The sequence below is a fragment of the Cellvibrio sp. ATLC23 genome (genome assembly GCF_057196725.1).
Map to the genome: position 1 here is coordinate 379991 of NZ_JBXUOS010000004.1, position 19635 is coordinate 399625.

At 47.8% G+C, this 19635-nt stretch carries 20 protein-coding genes; 9 read left to right on the top strand and 11 right to left on the bottom strand.

What is annotated here, in order from left to right:
• Nucleotides 1–241 precede the first annotated feature (241 nt).
• On the top strand, nt 242–2860 hold the full coding sequence (gene acnB / locus AC2CG4_RS09375; protein WP_484486006.1) for a bifunctional aconitate hydratase 2/2-methylisocitrate dehydratase: 2619 nt from the start codon (nt 242–244) through the stop codon (nt 2858–2860).
• 95 nt (nt 2861–2955) lie between these two features.
• Here acnB and rluB read toward each other — a convergent pair whose 3' ends face one another.
• The 5 genes from rluB to AC2CG4_RS09400 form a co-directional block, all read right to left on the bottom strand.
• Nucleotides 2956–3849, bottom strand: a complete 894-nt coding sequence (gene rluB / locus AC2CG4_RS09380; RefSeq protein WP_484486052.1) for a 23S rRNA pseudouridine(2605) synthase RluB — start codon at nt 3847–3849, stop codon at nt 2956–2958.
• Nucleotides 3850–4103: 254 nt separating this feature from the next.
• Nucleotides 4104–5036, bottom strand: a complete 933-nt coding sequence (scpB, locus tag AC2CG4_RS09385) for an SMC-Scp complex subunit ScpB (protein WP_484486007.1) — start codon at nt 5034–5036, stop codon at nt 4104–4106.
• Entirely contained in the window at nt 5033–5851 is an 819-nt protein-coding gene (locus AC2CG4_RS09390; protein WP_484486053.1) for a segregation and condensation protein A, read from the bottom strand. The genes scpB and AC2CG4_RS09390 overlap by 4 nt, the downstream gene beginning before the upstream one ends.
• A gap of 238 nt (nt 5852–6089) precedes the next feature.
• Nucleotides 6090–6716 (bottom strand): L-threonylcarbamoyladenylate synthase, encoded by a 627-nt coding sequence (locus AC2CG4_RS09395; protein ID WP_484486008.1) that lies wholly within the window; start codon nt 6714–6716, stop codon nt 6090–6092.
• A gap of 68 nt (nt 6717–6784) precedes the next feature.
• Nucleotides 6785–7624, bottom strand: a complete 840-nt coding sequence (locus tag AC2CG4_RS09400; protein WP_484486009.1) for a PHP domain-containing protein — start codon at nt 7622–7624, stop codon at nt 6785–6787.
• Nucleotides 7625–7692: 68 nt separating this feature from the next.
• Here AC2CG4_RS09400 and AC2CG4_RS09405 point away from each other — a divergent pair, with 68 nt between their 5' ends.
• The 6 genes from AC2CG4_RS09405 to rlmB all read left to right on the top strand — a co-directional run bounded on the left by AC2CG4_RS09405 (nt 7693) and on the right by rlmB (nt 11718).
• Complete coding sequence (locus tag AC2CG4_RS09405; protein WP_484486054.1) at nt 7693–8430, top strand: VC0807 family protein; 738 nt, start codon at nt 7693–7695, stop codon at nt 8428–8430.
• Between the two features lie 62 nt (nt 8431–8492).
• Nucleotides 8493–8792 carry a YciI family protein gene (locus AC2CG4_RS09410; protein ID WP_484486010.1) on the top strand — a complete coding sequence of 100 codons (300 nt, stop codon included), beginning with the start codon at nt 8493–8495 and terminating at the stop codon, nt 8790–8792.
• Nucleotides 8793–8829: 37 nt separating this feature from the next.
• The gene (locus AC2CG4_RS09415) at nt 8830–9489 is read left to right on the top strand and encodes a TIGR04211 family SH3 domain-containing protein (protein ID WP_484486011.1); all 660 of its coding nucleotides are present in this window, start codon (nt 8830–8832) and stop codon (nt 9487–9489) included.
• A 10-nt stretch (nt 9490–9499) separates the two neighbouring features.
• Nucleotides 9500–10156, top strand: a complete 657-nt coding sequence (locus AC2CG4_RS09420; protein WP_484486012.1) for a peptidylprolyl isomerase — start codon at nt 9500–9502, stop codon at nt 10154–10156.
• Nucleotides 10140–10910 (top strand): pyridoxine 5'-phosphate synthase, encoded by a 771-nt coding sequence (locus tag AC2CG4_RS09425; RefSeq protein ID WP_484486013.1) that lies wholly within the window; start codon nt 10140–10142, stop codon nt 10908–10910. The genes AC2CG4_RS09420 and AC2CG4_RS09425 overlap by 17 nt, the downstream gene beginning before the upstream one ends.
• 34 nt (nt 10911–10944) lie before the next feature.
• Nucleotides 10945–11718: a 23S rRNA (guanosine(2251)-2'-O)-methyltransferase RlmB gene (gene rlmB, locus AC2CG4_RS09430; RefSeq protein WP_484486014.1), complete on the top strand. Its 774-nt coding sequence runs from the start codon at nt 10945–10947 to the stop codon at nt 11716–11718.
• A gap of 94 nt (nt 11719–11812) precedes the next feature.
• On the opposite strand, the gene AC2CG4_RS09435 is transcribed toward rlmB, so the two are convergent.
• From AC2CG4_RS09435 to AC2CG4_RS09445, 3 genes are all read right to left on the bottom strand, one after another.
• Nucleotides 11813–13126: an ammonium transporter gene (locus tag AC2CG4_RS09435; RefSeq protein ID WP_484486015.1), complete on the bottom strand. Its 1314-nt coding sequence runs from the start codon at nt 13124–13126 to the stop codon at nt 11813–11815.
• A 382-nt stretch (nt 13127–13508) separates the two neighbouring features.
• On the bottom strand, nt 13509–14843 hold the full coding sequence (locus AC2CG4_RS09440) for an ABC transporter permease (protein WP_484486016.1): 1335 nt from the start codon (nt 14841–14843) through the stop codon (nt 13509–13511).
• Nucleotides 14840–15589 carry an ABC transporter ATP-binding protein gene (locus AC2CG4_RS09445; RefSeq protein WP_484486017.1) on the bottom strand — a complete coding sequence of 250 codons (750 nt, stop codon included), beginning with the start codon at nt 15587–15589 and terminating at the stop codon, nt 14840–14842. Before AC2CG4_RS09445 ends, AC2CG4_RS09440 begins: the two co-directional genes overlap by 4 nt.
• A 109-nt stretch (nt 15590–15698) precedes the next feature.
• Between AC2CG4_RS09445 and AC2CG4_RS09450 the strand changes: the two genes are divergently transcribed.
• The gene (locus tag AC2CG4_RS09450) at nt 15699–16421 is read left to right on the top strand and encodes a DUF3299 domain-containing protein (protein WP_484486018.1); all 723 of its coding nucleotides are present in this window, start codon (nt 15699–15701) and stop codon (nt 16419–16421) included.
• A gap of 132 nt (nt 16422–16553) precedes the next feature.
• On the opposite strand, the gene AC2CG4_RS09455 is transcribed toward AC2CG4_RS09450, so the two are convergent.
• From AC2CG4_RS09455 to AC2CG4_RS09465, 3 genes are read right to left on the bottom strand one after another with little or no spacing between them, the layout of a single operon-like run.
• Entirely contained in the window at nt 16554–17246 is a 693-nt protein-coding gene (locus tag AC2CG4_RS09455) for a DUF1826 domain-containing protein (protein WP_484486019.1), read from the bottom strand.
• A 15-nt stretch (nt 17247–17261) separates the two neighbouring features.
• Nucleotides 17262–18467: a zinc metallochaperone GTPase ZigA gene (zigA, locus tag AC2CG4_RS09460; protein WP_484486020.1), complete on the bottom strand. Its 1206-nt coding sequence runs from the start codon at nt 18465–18467 to the stop codon at nt 17262–17264.
• A 33-nt stretch (nt 18468–18500) separates the two neighbouring features.
• A complete protein-coding gene (locus AC2CG4_RS09465) occupies nt 18501–18947 on the bottom strand; it encodes a TraR/DksA C4-type zinc finger protein (RefSeq protein WP_484486021.1) in 447 nt (148 codons plus the stop codon).
• Between the two features lie 96 nt (nt 18948–19043).
• Here AC2CG4_RS09465 and AC2CG4_RS09470 point away from each other — a divergent pair, with 96 nt between their 5' ends.
• Nucleotides 19044–19514 carry a Fur family transcriptional regulator gene (locus tag AC2CG4_RS09470; protein ID WP_484486022.1) on the top strand — a complete coding sequence of 157 codons (471 nt, stop codon included), beginning with the start codon at nt 19044–19046 and terminating at the stop codon, nt 19512–19514.
• The last annotated feature ends 121 nt before the right edge of the window (nt 19515–19635 follow it).

The following is a 19635-nucleotide window of genomic DNA, read 5'->3' on the forward strand; positions in this document are numbered from 1 at the left end:
ATCACAATCACCCTTAAATACCGATGCTCACTCACAACACAACTGCCGACAAACTACAGCCCACGCATTAACAGCTAGCATAGCTTCAGGTATACTCTGCCCCCGATTTGCTGCTCACTTATGAGCAGTTTAAGTTCGAACAATTCTTGATCGCGCTTAGTCATCCATGAAGGCCATGGATAGTCTCTTGAGGCAGAGATCCTGCCGAGGGAGTAACCCCCACACTAATGAGGATAAAACCGTGCTTGAAGCCTATCGTAAACAGGTCGCAGAACGCGCCGCAGAAGGTATTCCACCAAAACCATTAAGCCCCGAAGAAGTCGCTGGATTGGTTGAATTACTAAAGAATCCCCCCGCTGGTGAAGCTGAAGTATTACTGGATTTGATCACCAACCGCGTTCCGCCCGGCGTTGATGAAGCCGCCTATGTTAAAGCCGCTTTCCTAAGCGCGATTTTGAAAGACGAAGCCTCTTCCCCCCTGATCGATAAGCCTCTCGCGATTAAACTGCTCGGTATGATGCTCGGCGGTTACAACATCGAAACTCTGGTTAACCTGCTCGACGATGCAACTCTGGCGCCCTTGGCCACCAAAGAACTCAAGCACACATTGTTGATGTTTGATGCATTCCACGATGTAGAAGAGAAAGTAAAAGCGGGCAACCCGCACGCTAAAGAACTGATGCAATCTTGGGCAGACGCCGAGTGGTTCACCAGCAAGCCAAAAGTGCCTGAGAGCACCAAGCTCACCGTATTTAAAGTCACCGGCGAAACCAATACCGATGACCTGTCGCCAGCACCTGATGCCTGGTCACGCCCAGATATCCCATTGCACGCATTGGCCATGTTCAAAATGGCACGCGATGGCATCACCCCTGACGAGCCAGGCAAAATCGGCCCGATCAAACAAATCGAAGCATTGAAAACCAAAGGTTTCCCATTGGTATTTGTGGGCGATGTTGTGGGCACCGGTTCTTCACGTAAATCGGCTACCAATTCAGTATTGTGGTTCATCGGTGAAGATATTCCCGGTGTACCTAACAAGCGTACCGGCGGTGTATGTATCGGCAGCAAAGTCGCGCCGATTTTCTACAACACCATGGAAGACGCAGGTGCATTGGTATTTGAAGCACCGGTAGACGACCTAAATATGGGCGATGTGATTGAGATTCGTCCGTACGAAGGCAAAATCCTCAATGCTGACACTGGCGCTGTGATCTCTGAATTCAGCCTCAAGTCAGAAGTGTTGTTAGATGAAGTTCAAGCCGGCGGCCGTATCCCGTTGATTATCGGTCGCGGCCTGACCACGAAAGCACGCGCATCACTGGGCTTGCCTGCAAGCACATTGTTCCGCTTGCCAGAAGCACCAGCTGACAGCGGCAAAGGCTTCACCCTCGCACAAAAAATGGTAGGCAAAGCTTGCGGCACTACCGGCATTCGCCCTGGCACTTACTGCGAACCCTACATGACCACTGTAGGTTCACAGGACACCACCGGCCCAATGACCCGCGACGAGCTGAAAGACTTGGCTTGTTTGGGTTTCTCTGCCGACCTGACCATGCAGTCCTTCTGCCACACTGCCGCTTATCCTAAGCCAGTGGATATCCAAACCCAGCACACCTTGCCCGACTTCATTATGACTCGTGGCGGCGTTTCCCTGCGCCCAGGCGACGGTATCATCCACTCATGGTTGAACCGTATGCTGCTGCCTGACACCGTAGGTACTGGTGGCGATTCACATACCCGCTTCCCAATCGGCATCTCCTTTCCAGCGGGTTCTGGCTTGGTGGCATTTGCCGCAGCGACCGGTGTTATGCCATTGGATATGCCTGAATCTGTATTGGTTCGCTTTAAAGGTGAATTGCAACCGGGCATCACCCTGCGTGACTTGGTTAACGCAATTCCTTTGTATGCAATCAAAGCCGGTTTGTTGACCGTAGAGAAGAAGGGCAAGAAGAACATCTTCTCTGGCCGTATTCTCGAAGTAGAAGGTTTGCCCAACCTGAAAGTAGAACAAGCGTTTGAAATCTCTGACGCATCGGCTGAGCGTTCAGCGGCTGGCTGCACCATCAAGTTAGACAAAGCGCCCATCATTGAATACATGACCTCTAACATCACCATGCTGCGCTGGATGATCGAACAAGGTTACGGCGATATCCGCACCCTTGAGCGCCGTGCACAGAAAATGGAAGAGTGGATTGCTAACCCAGAGTTGATGGAAGCAGATGCCGATGCAGAATACGCCGCGGTTATCGATATCGATCTGGCCGACATCAAAGAACCAATCCTTGCCTGCCCTAACGATCCGGATGATGTGAAAGTATTGTCTGACGTCCAAGGCGTGAAGATTGACGAAGTCTTTATCGGTTCGTGCATGACCAACATTGGTCACTTCCGCGCTGCCGGTAAGTTGTTGGCTTCTACCAAAGAAGAATTGACTACTCGCCTATGGATCGCTCCGCCAACCAAAATGGATGAGCATCAATTGATGGAAGAAGGTTACTACAGCATTTACGGCGTTAAAGGTGCCCGCACCGAAATGCCTGGCTGTTCACTGTGCATGGGTAACCAAGCGCGCGTGGCTCCGAGGTCGACTGTGGTATCTACCTCTACCCGTAACTTCCCGAACCGTTTAGGTGAAGGCGCTAACGTGTATTTGGCATCAGCTGAATTAGCCGCAATTTCTGCAATTATCGGCAAACTGCCAACACCCGCGGAATACCAAGAATACGCCAGCAAGATCAACAGCATGTCTGCTGATATTTATCGCTACCTCAATTTCAATGAAATTGAGAGCTACCAAAACGCCGCCAACGAAGGCAAGCGTATTGCAGCGGTAGAAATTCAAACTGTTGCTGTATAAGTTGTAAAAATAAGGCGCAAGCCTTAAACAAAAATCCCCGCATTGAAAAACATCAATGCGGGGATTTTTTTAGAGTAAATAAAAGACTTGTTTGTCTACTCCACAATCGGCGGGCGCTTACGCGGCGGCACTTTGGGGCGACGTGGTGCAGCTGAGGCGGCGCGTAATTTTTTGTCGTGACGTTCACGCTGTGCCGCTTCATCGCGGGTGGGTTCCATCATGCGCGTGTAGGTTGAACTATCAAAACCTGCTGTCATACACAGATCCTGAATTTCTCGCTCGGTAAGATCTACCCACTGGCCAACCCGTACATGGGAGGGAATAAAAATATTAGCGTAGCGAACCCGCTTCAAGCGGCTCACTTTTACCCCTTGTGATTCCCACAAGCGACGCACTTCGCGATTGCGGCCTTCCATTACCACACAATAGAACCAGCGGTTTTTACCCTCACCAGCACCGTCAACTATATCGGTAAAACGGGCAACACCATCATCCAGCGCAACACCTTTTAATAGACTTGCACGCATTTCATCGGTTACTTCACCTTGAATACGAACAAGGTATTCACGATCAATCACCGACGATGGATGCATAAGTTTGTTCGCCAATTCACCGTCATTGGTAAACAGCAACAGCCCGCTGGTATTAAAATCCAAACGGCCAACTGAAATCCAACGCTCACCTTTTAATGCCGGCAAGTGATCGTAAACAGTCGGGCGACCTTCCGGGTCAGAGCGCGAGCAAATTTCACCTTCGGGCTTGTTGTAGAGAATCACACGGCGACGCGTTAATTCACTGCGCAATACCACTCGCTGACCGTTTACAAAAATTTTATCTTGCGGCAGAACTCTATCGCCCAATTTGGCGATTTTGTCATTCACCTTAACCTGCCCCGCTTCAATCGCTCGCTCCATTTCACGGCGCGAACCCATGCCAGCACGGGCAAGTACTTTCTGTAATTTTTCATCGCCAGGCGCGGCAGGTGCCAAGGTTTTTTCACTGGCGGCCGGTGTTGCTTTTGGTTTGGATGAGGCTCTAGAAGACTGTGCAGGTTTACCTGCTGCCGATTTCGCAGGGCGTTCGGATGCATCACGTTTATGCGCTACATTACTTTTTGCAGGTTTTGCTGTAGCTGCTTTTTTATCGGCAGATTTCGCTTTTCCTGCAACTACTGGCTTCACAGCCTTGGTAGGTTTTTCGGGTTTATCTTGGTTGATTTTCTTCACCATAGGTTATTAAGCAGTTATTCACTGCGGGGCTCTTCTTCATTATCTGTTGCAGCTTCCGTATTTGCAGGCGCAGTATCTTGATCTGCATCGACAAATGCCTCTTCGCCATCTACAAAACCTTCTTCGTAAACAACACTTTGTGCATCTATCGGTTCAGCATCACCGTCAGGGATAGCAACAGGAGGGGTCGCATCTAAAGTCGGAGTATCTGGAATAGGAGCATCTGTATCTTTTTCACCTAAACCGGCCTCACCCAAATCCAGCACTGGATTTAATTCATCCAAATCGCGAATTTCACTGAGTGAAGGCAATTCATCCAAACTTTTTAAATTGAAATAGTCCAAAAACTGGCGCGTGGTAGCAAACAGCGAAGGGCGACCGGGAACATCGCGATGCCCAACGACTTTCACCCAATCGCGCTCCAACAGGGTTTTCATAATGTGCGAGCTAACTGCTACGCCGCGAATTTCTTCAATATCACCGCGGGTAATCGGTTGGCGATAAGCCACCAGTGCCAGTGTTTCGAGTAATGCGCGGGAATATTTTTGCGGTTTCTCTTCCCACAGGCGGTTCACCCAAGGCGCAAGATTATCGCGCACCTGAAAACGCCAACCGGAAGCCACTTCTTTCAATTCAAAGCCGCGCTCGGCACTGGCGGCTTGAATGTCTGCTAATGCGGCAGCAATCTCTTCTTTACTCGGTGCTACTTCGGCATCAAATAAATCCAGCAAGCGGGCAATAGTCATCGGCTGGCCAGCGGCGAGGATTGCGCCTTCAATAATTTTGCGCAGCAATTCAGCATCAACCGGCATTTGGGTAACGGGTACAGTTGCCGATTCTTCAGTGTCAGACTCCTCGTGTGATAGGCGGGATTCTTCACCAATTTCTATTGATGTATCCCGATCCTCATCAAGAGTATCTTCTGTGATATCAATTTCGTTTGTCATTGTGTTCTGGCTTTTACATGAATGGGTGCAAAGGATTCACTTTGGACAATTTCCACCAGCGACTCTTTAATCAATTCCATCACCGCAAGAAAGGTGACGACAACTCCAAGACGCCCCTCTTCTACCTTGAACAGGCTGACAAAGGGAACAAAATGTTGATGTGCCAGCGTATCCAACACCTGCGCCATACGCTCGCGGGTAGACAATTTTTCTTTGGATACATGATGGCTTTCAAACATATCGGCGCGGCGCAATACTTCTGACAAGGCCAACAATAATTCTTGCAACTCTACGTCTGGATCAAGCCGCGTCAAACTGCGATCAGGGCCTGCGGCTGTAACTGGAAACACATCGCGAGCGACTCGCGGCACATGATCCAAATCCACAGCGGCCTGCTTAAAGCGCTCATATTCCTGCAAGCGACGAATAAGTGATGCCCGCGGATCTTCCTCTTCTTCGTGCTCTTCGGATGAGCGAGGCAATAACATGCGCGATTTGATCTCGGCGAGCATAGCTGCCATCACCAAATATTCTGCCGCCAACTCGAATTGATGAGTTTCCATCAAGTCGACATAAGCCATGTACTGCGAGGTAATTTCCGAGACATTAATATCGAGAATATCGATATTTTGACGGCGAATCAGGTACAGCAATAAATCCAGCGGCCCTTCAAACGCTTCCAGAAAGACTTCCAGTGCATCGGGCGGGATATATAAATCTTGTGGCAGCTGGGTGTAGGCCTTGCCATGAACCATCGCAAAGGGCATCTCCCCTTGCTGCGGTCCTTGTTGCGCTGCAGTTTGCCCCTCGGCCACCGCAGTGGCATTTGCACTCGCTGTTTCTTCGCGAGCCGCTTGCGCAGCGGCAACAACATCCGAAGATGCTGCCGAAGAGGTCGTGTTGTCGAGGGTTTCACTCACGCAAGGTAACTCACAGGTTGGCCAATTAAATCAGCGGCTTTAGTGTAAGCCGGATAACAAGGGCGGCATTATAGCCATTTCAGGAGGCGCCGGACAGCGCGAACGCCTTACAAACAACTTCTTTATAGATCAATTAGTTAGATTCAAAAGGTGAGAAGTCACCTTTCCCTTGGCGCACGAGTTGTGGCAAGTCTTCGGTTAAATCAATCACCGTGGTCGGCTCCAAGCCGCAATAACCACCATCAATTACCAATTCGACGAAGTGCTCAAGTGTATCGCGAATATCGTAAGGGTCCGTCATGGGAAACTCTTCTCCCGGCATGAGCAAGCTGCTGGTCATCAACGGCTCACCCAACTCCTCCAGCAATGCCAAGGCAATTGGATTATCTGGTACACGCAAACCAATCGTCTTGCGCTTCGGGTGCATCAAGCGACGCGGCACATCGGCAGTCGCCTCAAGGATAAAAGTATAAGCCCCCGGAGTGTGGTTTTTAATCAACCGGAACGCCTGATTGTTAACGCGTGCATAGGTCGCGATTTCGGATAAATCGCGGCACATCAAGGTAAAATTATGGTTTTTATCCAGTTTACGCAGGGTGCGAATGCGCTCCAAGGCATCTTTATCACCAATATGGCAGCCTAATGCGTAAGCGGAATCTGTTGGATAAACCACCAAGCCGCCTTTGCGGATAATATCGGCCGCCTGAACGATCAAACGGTGCTGCGGATTTTCGGCATGGATCTGAAAAAACTGGGCCATTGTGATGACTCCTTTTACGGCACACCTACCGATATCGGCGTATCGGTCTGCGAAAATAATGTTAATAACTAATGTTGGTTATAGCCTAATAATTCCCAAACTGGTTTGGCATGGGCAGGCAAACGCCCAAAGCTGCCCAATTCCTGCCAGGGCTGATCAGGGATATGAAAATCGGAACCACAGGATGCATAGAGTGATCGCTCATTCGCGATCCGCAATAAATCTTCCGTCTGCGCTGCTGGCTGCAAGCCACTAATCACCTCTATTGCATCGCCACCTGCAGCAACAAACGAATCGGCCAGTGCACACATTTTGGTTCGCGTTAATTCGTATTTGGCAGGATGCGCTAACACCGCCACCCCACCTGCGGCATGAATCCAACCAATAACCTGATCCATCAAGGGCCATTGGTATTTCACATCAGCTGGTTTACCAGCACCCAAATACTTTTTAAAGGCGGCATTGATATTTTTAACTGCGCCTATGGAAACTAAATATTGCGCGAAATGCGGTCGCCCCAAGGTTCCGCTACCCGCAAGGGCCTGAGCACCCGCTAAGGCACCGGGAAATCCCGCCCTTGATAAACGATCGCCAATTGCCAGCGCGCGCGCATTGCGTGATTGCTCTTGAAATTCTATCGCGGCAAGCAACGAGGGAGAGTGAATATCAACCCCCAGCCCAACAATGTGTACGCCACCCCTACCCCATTGACTGGAAAATTCTATGCCAGATATCAAGGAGATCCCTGCATCCGATGCGGCTTTTTGTGCAATCGCTATAGCAGCTATGGTATCGTGATCCGTAATCGCCAGCACCGCCACACCACGCTCTTTGGCTCGCGCAACTACCGCCTCAGGGCTAAGTATGCCGTCAGAAAAATAGGTGTGGCAGTGCAGATCAAATATCACTCAAACTCCAAATAAGTACATCACCAGGATTGGTCATGACCGACAACAACACTGAAAAGAATGCGAGCATGTTAGCCGATAAACCACCAGCGGAGCCCGTAAATTCGCAACCAAAACCCAAAAAAGAAAGTTTTTTAGCCAATCTGCTAATGAACATTGTTATTCCCACACTGATTTTGACCAAACTCAGTGACGATGAATATCTGGGAGCGACCTGGGGGTTAATTGTTGCACTCGCCTTTCCTATCAGTTACGGCGTGCGCGATTTTGTGATCAACAAAAAAATTAATGTTTTTTCCGCCCTGGGAATTGTGAGCGTACTACTCACCGGTGGACTAAGCCTCCTACATCTAGCACCGAAGTATTTTGCAATTAAAGAAGCCGCTATTCCCGGCATTCTTGGCATAGTCACACTTATATCGATTAGAACTCGCTATCCATTGGTGAAAACGTTTATCTATAACGATAAAGTTCTAAAGATTCATAAAGTCGATGCCGCCCTCCAACACTACGGCACACAAAAGTCGTTCGAACGGACACTGACCACAGCATCATTGATGATTGCTGCTTCGTTCTTCTTATCGTCCGTTTTAAATTACGTGCTCGCTAAAATTATCTTGGTCAGCCAGCCGGGCACTGCAGCATTCAACGCTGAATTAGGTAAAATGACCGCACTGAGCTACCCAGTGATCGCGCTGCCGATGATGATTATCATGATGGGCACCTTGTTTTACGTATTTCGCAGCATTCGCGTGCTCACGCATTTGACACTGGAAGACGTTATTAACGATGGCAGCGAAGATTAAGCGCAAGCCAACGTTTTTATCGCCAAATAAGTGCACCACCTTTTTATCTAAGAGAAAACTTCATGCTTTACGCGATAATTAGTGAAGACATCAACAACAGTTTGGAACAGCGCAAGTTAGCGCGCCCAGCCCACATAGCACGCTTGCAGCAATTAAATGATGAAGGCCGCCTTTTTGTCGCAGGCCCGCATCCAGCAATAGACAATAATGACCCAGGTACAGCCGGCTTCACCGGTAGTCTTGTAGTTGCAGAGTTCGCTTCCCTCGAGCAGGCGCAATCCTGGGCTGACACAGATCCCTATGTCAGCGCAGGTGTTTATGCCAAGGTAGTTGTAAAACCGTTTAAAAGAGTGTTGCCTTAAGTCTTTTTACTTTTCATTTTTAAGGATCTGAACAACCGTGAAAAAAACCTTTCTGCTTGGCTGTACGCTATCCATGTTTACACTGCCGCTCTTTAGCGCCCCCAGTATGGCTGCTGATAAATATGTTTCTGACGTAATTTACATTCCCTTGCGCAGCGACAAAAACCCACAAGCAAGTATTCTGCAGCAAGGCTTGGCAAGCGGCACCAAACTGAATTTTATTCGTGAAGAAACAGGCACCGACAACAACAAATGGTCATTAGTCATCACTCCCGATGGTACCGAAGGTTGGGTGCGCAGCCAAAATATCACGGCGAAACCCACTGCCGCTTTACAGCTAGCAGCATTATCTAACTCATCGCGTGATCTGATGGCACTGCAAACTGAAAATGCCCAACTCAAAGAGCAGCTCGCAAAAGCCCAACAAGAACATCAACAGCTGTTAGCTGACACTGAAGACATGCGCCAAGCAGCCACCACCGCATTTAACTTGGAAGAAGAACATCAGCGCATGCTAAAAGAGAACCAGCTTTTGCAAACGCACGCAGATGTACTGAAGGCGGAAAATGAAAAACTCAAAAACACTGACCGTTTTAATCACTGGGTTTATGGTGGCGGACTGGTTTTTGGCGGCGTTTTTCTATCATTTGTTCTGCAGGCCTTTGGCCGCCGCAAGCGCAGATCAGAGTGGCGTTAGGGGAAATATTATGCTTAAAAAACTCGCCTCTTTATTGCTAGGTTTTAGTTTGGTTACTAGCTCGTACACATTTGCAACTGAAAACACCTTAGTCGCCATAAAAACGGACCTAGGTACATTCGTGATTGAAACATATCCCAAAGCAGCACCGCAGACCGTGCAAAATTTTCTTGGCTATGTGGATGCAAAATTTTATGACGGCACTATTTTTCATCGTGTCGTTCCTGGTTTTGTTGTTCAAGGCGGCGGCATGACGTTTGATTTTGCCGAAAAAGAAACGCGCAAAGCTATCCCTAACGAGTCTATTAATGGGTTGGCAAATGATTACAAAAGCGTCGCTATGGCAAGGCAACAAAACCCGGACAGTGCCACTGCGCAGTTTTATATCAACCTGAAAAACAACTCCGGATTAAATGCCACCGAAACAAAACCCGGCTATACCGTATTCGGCAAGGTCGTCGCAGGAATGGAGGTGATTGAGAAGATTGCACAGGAGCCGCGCGGTATGTTTAAAGCGTTCCCTGAGGCGCCCAATTATGCTATCCGTATATTAAGCGCCACACGCACCGATGCAAATGGTTTGCGTACACTTATTGAATCACAAAACGCACCAAAACCATCCAGCATTAAAGATGCATTGGTACCCATAAATGAATTACAACAATAGCACTGCACTCAGCGTTAATTTAAATAAAATTGCGCTGCTTAGAAACTCACGCCCCGGCGATTACCCCAGCGTAGTCGCACACGGTGAGACCTGTATTAAATCAGGCGCAGATGGACTTACTGTTCACCCGCGCCCCGATCAGCGCCACATTCGCCCCAGAGATGTTTACGAACTCAGTGAGCTGGTTCAAGCTCACCAAGGTATTGAATTTAATATTGAAGGAAATCCCTACGCTGAGTCACTCGGTGATTTTCCGGGGTTTATTAAATTGGTGCAGGATGTACGCCCACATCAATGTACGCTGGTGCCCGACTCCAATGACCAGCTCACCTCTGACCACGGATTTGATTTAAATATCGCCGGCAAAAAATTAGGCCCGCTCATTCGCGAGCTGCAAGATTTGGGGGTACGCGTCAGTTTGTTTATGGATCCCGATATTGAGCAAATTAGTCTCGCCAAAGAATTGGGCGCCGATCGCATTGAACTCTATACCGGCCCCTATGCCGACGCCTACAAACAACAAGATGAAAAATTTCATGCGTTGTTTAAAACTTATTTCGACGCGGCAGAGCACGCTAAAAAAATAGAGATAGGCTTAAACGCAGGGCATGATTTAAATTTAGATAACCTTGCACACTTCCGCCAAGTGCCATCCCTATTGGAAGTTTCAATTGGTCATGCATTAACGGTCGACGCGATTGCGATGGGGATGCCCACTGCAGTAACCGCATACAAAAAACTCTGCACTGCATAATCCTCATCCACTTTTCTAGCGCAAGAAGCCCAACATGAACAAACCCATTGAAGACAGTCCAGCCTACCTGGAAAAAAAGCGTTTTTTTGATTCGCTTATGACTGTCTATGGCCGCAAGACCGTATTGGAAGCACTGCAAGACCCGGCAACATTTATTTATCGCTTGCACTTGGCCAGCAGTAATAAATCCGCAACCATTCTTGATGAAATTATTTCGCTGGCACAGGCAAAGGGCGCAGAAATTGTGTATCACGAACGACAAGCCTTATCACGCATCTCAAAAAATGCATCACAAGATCAAGGTGTAGCAGCCGATTTACAATTGCGCGGTTATCAACTTTACGATCAATTTCTCGCTGAAAACAACAACAAAAATTACACGCTGCTCGCGCTCGATGGCGTACAAAATCCGCAAAACCTGGGCATGATCATTCGGTCAGCTTGCGCAGGTAATATTGATGGTATTTTGCTACCGCAAAAAGGCAATGCCCAGATTGACCCGCTGGTAATTAAAGCGAGTGCTGGCACGGTTTTTCGCGCACCCCTATTACGCTGCAAAGATCTGGCACAAGCCTTGGCTGACTTTAAGCAGTCGGGAGCAGTGGTCTGCGCGCTATCATCCCACGCTTCAACCGAGTTGAAAAAATTTACCCCTACCGCACCTTGTATTTATGTTTTAGGCAATGAGTCGGATGGCGTTTCTCGCGAAGTAACCCAGTTGTGTAACGAGCAAATTTGCATCCCGATGAACAATGGCGTTGAATCATTAAACGTTGCAGTTACTGCCGCATTAATTGCATTTAAATAACCCAACTCAAGGCATCAAGTAAAAAAAACAGACGTAAAAAAGCATAAAAAAAGAGGAGCAATTGCCCCTCTTTTTAGACTCAGAACAGCTCAACTTACAGTTTGTAACCGTCTTCCTCATGCAGACTTAAATCCAAGCCGATACTTTCCTCTTCTGCCGTTACACGTAAACCTGAAGTGAACACACCGGTAAGTTTCAGCAAAACATAAGTGACCACAGCGGTATAAACAAACGTAACCACCACACCTAAAAATTGCACACCCAACTGCTCGCCCATAGAGGTAATGCCAGAGGCAAACCCTTGACCACTGAACACGCCTAGCTCAGTAGATGCAAAAATACCGGCAAGAATAGTACCCAACACACCACCTATACCATGTACGGGAAATACATCGAGCGAATCATCAATTTTCCATACGCGCTTTACCAGCTGCGTCATCACAAAACAAACTACACCTGCGACGAGCCCTATAATTAATGCACCGCCAGGGCCAACATAACCCGATGCCGGTGTAATTGTTCCCAAACCTGCCACCATGCCGGTAACAATACCTAACACGCTTGGCTTTCTAAAACGCAACCACTCAATCGTCATCCAAGCCAATGCACCTGCGGCGGCGGAAATATGCGTCACCAACATCGCCATTGCTGCATTGCCATTGGCTGCCAGCGCACTACCCGCATTAAAACCAAACCAACCTACCCACAGCATGCCAGCACCTGTTACCGTCATGGTCATATTGTGCGGAGGCATAGGTGTGGTAGGAAAACCATTGCGTTTACCAATCACGACAGCCGCAACCAGCGCCGCAACACCTGCAGTGATGTGCACTACAGTACCGCCAGCAAAATCCAACAGGCCTTTCTCAAACAACCAACCTGAACCAGCCCACACCCAGTGACAAACAGGGATGTAAACCGCAAACAACCAAAGTGCAGAAAAGATAAGCATTGATGAAAACTTCATCCGCTCAGCGAACGCACCAACAATCAGCGCGGGGGTGATAATGGCAAACGTCATCTGATACATCGCATGCAGGCTAAGCGGGATATCCCCTGCCAAGGCGTCCTCAGTAATATTCGCCATAAACACCATACTTAAGTCGCCAATCCATGCGTTGCCAGTTCCAAACGCCAAGCTATAACCGGCAATCAACCATAGAATCGACACCAGACAAGCAATCGCAAAACATTGCATCAGCACCGACAGAATGTTTTTAACTCGAACCAAGCCACCGTAGAACAGTGCCAAGCCGGGCAGAGTCATAAACAGAACCAAGGCTGTTGAAGTCAAAATCCAAGCCGTATTGGCGCCATTAAGAGCTGCCTCCTGGGCAAAAGCACTCTGACAGAAAACGGCCAAAACCCCTCCCAGCAATGCAACGAGTTTGAAATTTAGCTTTTTCATAGTAACCCCATGATGGTTCTTTATCGTTAATAGGATGTTCTCAATACAACCCAACCCCTGCAGTAGGGCCTGCTCTCTTTTGATACAAAGTTAATTTCTTAATGGCAGAAATCAGTTTAAATGGTCTTTAACCTCAACTGGCAATGCACCAATCTAAAGCACGATTTACTCATTTTTAGGTTGTAATCAAAAGGAATCCAACTACAGCAAAAAACAAACCATATTTATTTTTTAATTATTATTCAGATAGATACAAATAAAGCTACGAAAAAAGCAGGACAAAGTCGCACCACGCAAACACATAGTGCAAACGATGGGTCATTTTTGGTGCACAACTCTCAGAATGCCATTGAAGATGCACACCCAAGAGCCATCACGCCCCCTAATGACGAACCGTTAAACCATTCGCAAGGCTGCGCCATGATGCTATTAAGGATGGGATAACCGCCAGCACCAAGGCTATGACAAATACTGCCAGTAAATACTGCAGTTGTTGGATCGTCAAAACACTTGCTGCGATATGCAAGCCCCACTCGCTGATGAGCCAGGGTTGCAGGAGTTTAATCCCGACGATTAACAACAACTGCGCCGATGCCACCGACACCAGACACATCAGAAATACTTCACTGACAATCAACATAAACAGATACACAGGCCCAGCGCCTAATGCTCGCAGTATGGCAAATTCCCGATGACGCTCGTTCAGCGCCGCAAGCAAACTGGTTGTCATGCCCAGCAAACTCGCCAATAGCACCAACCACGCAATCAAATTGAAAGCAGCTTCTACCGAACCAACCAGCTGCCATAACTCGGTCAATGCAAGGCCGGGGATAATGGCTTGCAGCGGCTCACCGGTGTACTGATTAATTTGTCGCTGTACCGCAAAGGTTGACGCGCGTGTATTCAATCCAACAAGAATTGCCGTCAATGCTTGCTCATGAGCGTGATCATTTTCATCGACATGATTTGGTTCTTCATCATGATGAACATGTTCTTCATCGCTATGCTGGTGATGGGCATGAGAATCGGATTTGTGGGCGGCTGATTTTTGCGTGGAAGGAATGTGCACACCTGTTTGCCATTCATCATGAATGGCAGCCATTCCGGCAAGGGAGATATATAAGCTTTTATCGACAGGCGTCCCGGTAGGAGCAAGTATACCGGCGACAATAAAAGGCGAGTCGTCGTGTTTGGCAAGCGATACCTCAGCGATGCCGTGCGCCAATACGATTTTATCGCCCACTTGATATTGTAATTTTCGCGCCACCGCCGCACCAATCACTACATCGTATTTTCCCGCAAAGGCTTTTCCTGCCGCAAAATCCAGCGGTTGTTTTTTGCCATAGGCATAGTGCGCAAAAAAATCTGGCGTAGTAGCGACAACTCTATGCCCCTTGTGTGAATCGCCCATAGCCAGCGGAATAAGCCATTTCACCTGACTGTGCTTGGCCAATTCTTCATAGGTTTGCCAGCGAATATTGTGCGTGCTGCTGCCCATATGAAATACGGAATACAACAATAAATTTAATGCGCCTCCGCGCGCGCCCACAATCAAATCAGTTCCCGATAGCGTATTGCTAAAGCTCTCTTTCACTTGCGTGCGCAAATGACTAACACCAAGTACCAACAAAATACCAATCGTGAGCGAAAGAATAGTAAGCAAAACAGTGACGCGGCGATTCAGTAAACTCTTACCAGCAAGGCGTATACGCATCATGCTTGCACCTCATTCTGATTCGATGCAGCAATTGCTTTTGTACGAAAATCTTGCATATTGAGCACACGATCAAAACGCGACACCAATGTCTTATCGTGACTTACAAATACCAAACAGGTTTTTTGATCCAGCAATTCAAATAGCAACGTCATAAACGCTTCACGCATATCTGCATCTAATGCGGAAGTTGGCTCATCGGCGATAATAATGCGCGGGCTACCCAGCAGAGCACGCGCCAGAGCAACACGCTGCTGCTGCCCCACACTGAGCTGATGAGCCGGCTGCTGCGCCACAGCGGCGACACCCAAACGCTCTAGCAATAATGGAATTTGTGCCTTGGCACTGGCTTGTTGCGCGCGCGGCAAAAACTCGATGCGCATGCGTAAATTATCGACACAATTCAAGTAGGGAATTAAATTGAACTGCTGAAAAATAATACCCATATGATGCGCGCGAAATTGGTCGCGCTGGCGATTGCTTAAACCGACTATATCTGTGCCCAATAATTTGATGCTTCCCGTGCGCGGCGACACTACCCCAGCCATCAAATTCAGCAGCGTACTCTTGCCAGAACCCGAAGCACCGTATAAAAACACTTTTTCCCCGAGGGCGATACGCAAGTCATCAATTACCAACAGAGGCGCATGCTGTTTATTCCAAGCGTATTGCACAGACTGCACTGAAATCGCACTGGCATCCGCCATATCGCTGTGGTTAATCGCATTGCTACTTATGTTATTGCTCATGTTGTTACTCATGCTGTCATTCATAAGAAAGGCTTGTATGATTGGGTGATTAATTCAGGCACCGTAAGCACGCAGGCAATTTGAGACAACTAATGACGGAATCTATTCAATGCAATGTAATTTTTTAGCGCGTTACGTTTTTGTGCCTTACTCTAACGTACTTTGTTTTTTTTCAGCCACTTTTTTTGCGCCCTTATGTTTGCTCTTGGTTCTCGCCAGTGCAGCTCACGCAGTGCCCGAAAATCTAATGCGCCCAGCAGTGACTATCGAGTGGATAGAATTATTACCCGATGAAGATTTACGCTTGTTGGAATCCATCCCGCAGGTCGATCACGAATCCCTAAGTGCAGACGAGCTAGCGCAGGACTTACCAGCCGATGGCTTTAATGCCGACACCTCGGCATTTGAAAATCAAATTGCCAATGCGATTGCCGAATCAAAACATATGCTCGCCGATGAAAAAAAATCCGGCCGCGACTGGCGCGACGCACTGAAATCAACCAATGTGCGCCCCGAATTTAACAATAAACGCATTCGCATTGCCGGTTATATAGTGCCGATTGAATACGACGAGAAACAAATCATCACCGAATTTTTTCTGGTGCCATACTTCGGCGCCTGCATCCATGTTCCACCGCCGCCACCTAACCAATTAATTTATGTGAAACACCCCAAAGGTTTTCAGCTACCAGACCTTTATACGCCCTTTTGGGTTGAAGGCACGCTAGCATTGGAAACTCAGGAAAATGAATTGGGGCTATCGTCTTACTCTATGCGCAACGTCAAACTCACTCGCTATGAAGAACCAGAAGAGCCGGAGTTCTTAAATTAACAATCGATAACGTTATCTCTAAGCGATATCTCGACCAGAAAAAAGTTTAGTTTCCGTTTTTGGAACGCGGGGCGCGCTTGATGTGGGGTACTGCCGCTTTTAATTGCGAGCCGCAATATTTGCAATCACTCACTAAGCATGCTCAATCAAATCGCAAGTCAGCACCAAGCGCTTGGGTTGTTCGATAGTTGGGGCTGGTGAGCGGTGGATGATGCCGCGACCTTCATTGCCTACCCATAGCTCGCCCTTGAAGAGAGCGACGTCGCCAATACCCATACGCTGAATATGATGCTCACTGGCAGTGATTGCGCCGGGCTTGCCGATTTGACTGGCGCGCACTGTGGCTAATGCCGAGCGATCGGCCAGTTGAGCTGGCAGCCATTCGGTGGCTAAACCGTAATAGCTGGTAATTAATCGAATAGCGACATTATCGGTATGGAAGCGCGGGCACATGGCATGCTCAAGGGTGTTAATGCGCAGGCCGAGAATTTTTGCATCGAACAGGCAGGTAAACATCTCAAGTACTTGATGAACGTCAGCATAAAATGCAGCGGCACTGATGCAGGAGCTTTGCTCGCTGATTAATGCCGACGGAAATACGCGCTGAATTTCCTCCACCAGTTGTTCCGGTGAACCCGATAATTTAAGCGCAATGGTGTTGGATTTACACAGGAGTTCATTTAAGTAAGCTTGAACTTCCTGCTGCAAATGCCGCTGCCAAATCGCGATACTGACGGCATCATCATAAATACGCGCCAGCACAGAGGCATCTTGATCGATTGCCCAATCATCGGCGATTGTTATTAATGGTGAAATTACATTCATGATTAACCCCTATCCTTAGTGAGCATGCCCTTGGGTCCATGCGGGGAAAGGATCGGGTAATGTTTTCCAATAATCCTGTCCCTGCAATACCTCCTCTTCGCTGAGTAAACATTTATCCAGCTGCTCTATAACAAAGTCTTTATCAATATTTTGGCCAATAAATACCAACTCCTGACGCATATCGCCAAAGGGCTCCACCCACTTATCCATAATGTAATTGACGTGCTCCTCATCTTCAGGCCAGCGCTCTTTAGGAATGGCTTTCCAAAACATTCCAGCAGCGCCGTGCTGGGCGATGCCGCCCGCTTGACTCCACTGCCCCGCCCAATGCGGGCGCGATGCCAGCCAAAAAAATCCTTTTGATCGAAGTAACTTTCCTTTTACTGCTGGACTTGAAAAGAACTGGTAAATTTTTTCTGGATGAAACGGACGGCGCGCATGATAAGAAAAACTGCTGATTCCATACTCTTCAGTTTCCGGCGTGTGTTCACCGCGCATTTCTTTTAACCAACCCGGTGCCTGCTGGGCTTTGTCAAAATTAAATTTTCCTGTATTAAGCACCTTATCAAGCGGTACCTTGCCGCGCTCCACGGGGATAATTTCTGCATCGGGATTTAGCTTGGTTAAAATGGCGTTAAGCTCAGCAAGCTGTTCGGCGGTAATTAAATCCGTTTTACTGATTAACAATACATCGCAAAATTCGATTTGATCTACCAGTAAATCAGCCACGTTGCGCTCATCTTCTTCGCCCAGACTTTCACCGGTTTCCTGCAGTGAAAACGCATCGTAATAGTCATCTAAAAAATTCACCGCATCGACCACTGTGACCATGGTATCCAAGCGCGCAACCTGCGAAAGACTTTGACCGTCTTCATCTTCAAAAGTGAAGGTTTCTGCAATCGGTAAGGGTTCAGAAATACCGGTGGATTCAATCACCAAATAATCAAAACGCCCTTCTTCTGCCATGCGCTTCACTTCGATTAATAAATCCTCGCGCAGTGTGCAGCAAATACAGCCATTGCTCATCTCTACCAATTTTTCTTCAGCGCGATTTAACTCCACCTGATTTTGGATCAACGAAGAATCAATATTCACCTCACTCATGTCGTTCACTATAACAGCGACACGGCGATTCTCGCGGTTGTTTAAAATATGGTTGAGCAGCGTGGTTTTACCGGCGCCTAAAAAGCCGGAAAGAACGGTTACGGGAAGTAAACTCATTATCGATTGCCTAATATTTTTTAGTGTTAATAATTAATTACGTTGTTTGGAAAAATTTCGTTCCAACTTTTCCTGACGCGTTTTTTCTTCAGTACTGTATTCAGTTGTTGGCCGCGCGAGCAACCGCTGCAGACCAATCTCCACGCCCGAGGCTTCGCAGTAGCCATAGTCATTGCGCTCAATTCGCTCCAACGCCTTATCGATCTTGCGCAGCAAAAAATATTCGCGCTCCGCAATTCGCATCCGCTGGCGGTTATCTTCCTCCAGCAGCGCGCGATCCAATTCATCGGCCTCTGCAATAGGCGCTGCAATTTCCTGTTTGATACTTTCTATGTGTTCACTGGTTTGATGTTTTAAATCCAACAAAATCTGCTTGAAAAACGCCAACTGCAGCTCATTCATGTAATCGCTCGCCGGCATTTTTAGAAGCTCTGCGGCAGTAAGCGGCGTACAGAGCACTTGAACCTCGGGCTTAGCCATTAAATATCCTCTGTAGCACACCAAATGAGATGTTATAATGTAACACATAATATTTAAAGGGCAATTATCCATCCAACAAAAACAAGGGTTACGGTTATGCAAAGCGATCGCTCTATTACCGATTGGCAAACCAAAGCAAGAGCAATATGTAATGGCTCACAAGTAGTAATCACCCCAAAACGCTTGGAGGTTTATACCGCCCTGCTCAAGGCAGGCCAGCCTATGAGTGCTTATGATCTGATCGAGGCAGTAAACGCGGAGTTTGCGCGCCACCTAACCCCTATTTCCATTTATCGGATGCTGGAGTTTTTGGAGCAAAAACATCTGGTGCGGAAATTAAAGTCGGCGGGGAAATATCTGGCTATAACCCCAAAGCTGGAAGCAAATTGTGAACAAGTATCACAATTTCTCATCTGCGGAACCTGTGGCGACGTGAAGGAATTCGGGGTCGATCAGCGGTTATTAGTAGAGTTAAAGACTTTTATAAATTCAACTGGCTTTCAATTGAACACTATGGAGCTAGAGTTAGATTGCATCTGCATGAACTGCTCAATCCACTCATACTGAGCCCTATCCCACTTCAAATAACCAACCAAAGTTGTGTAACAGCCACCCATTTGTTGCAACTAAGACTAAACATCAAACAAAATTTAATTTTTATGCACAAATTTGCATATAATGCGCCCGC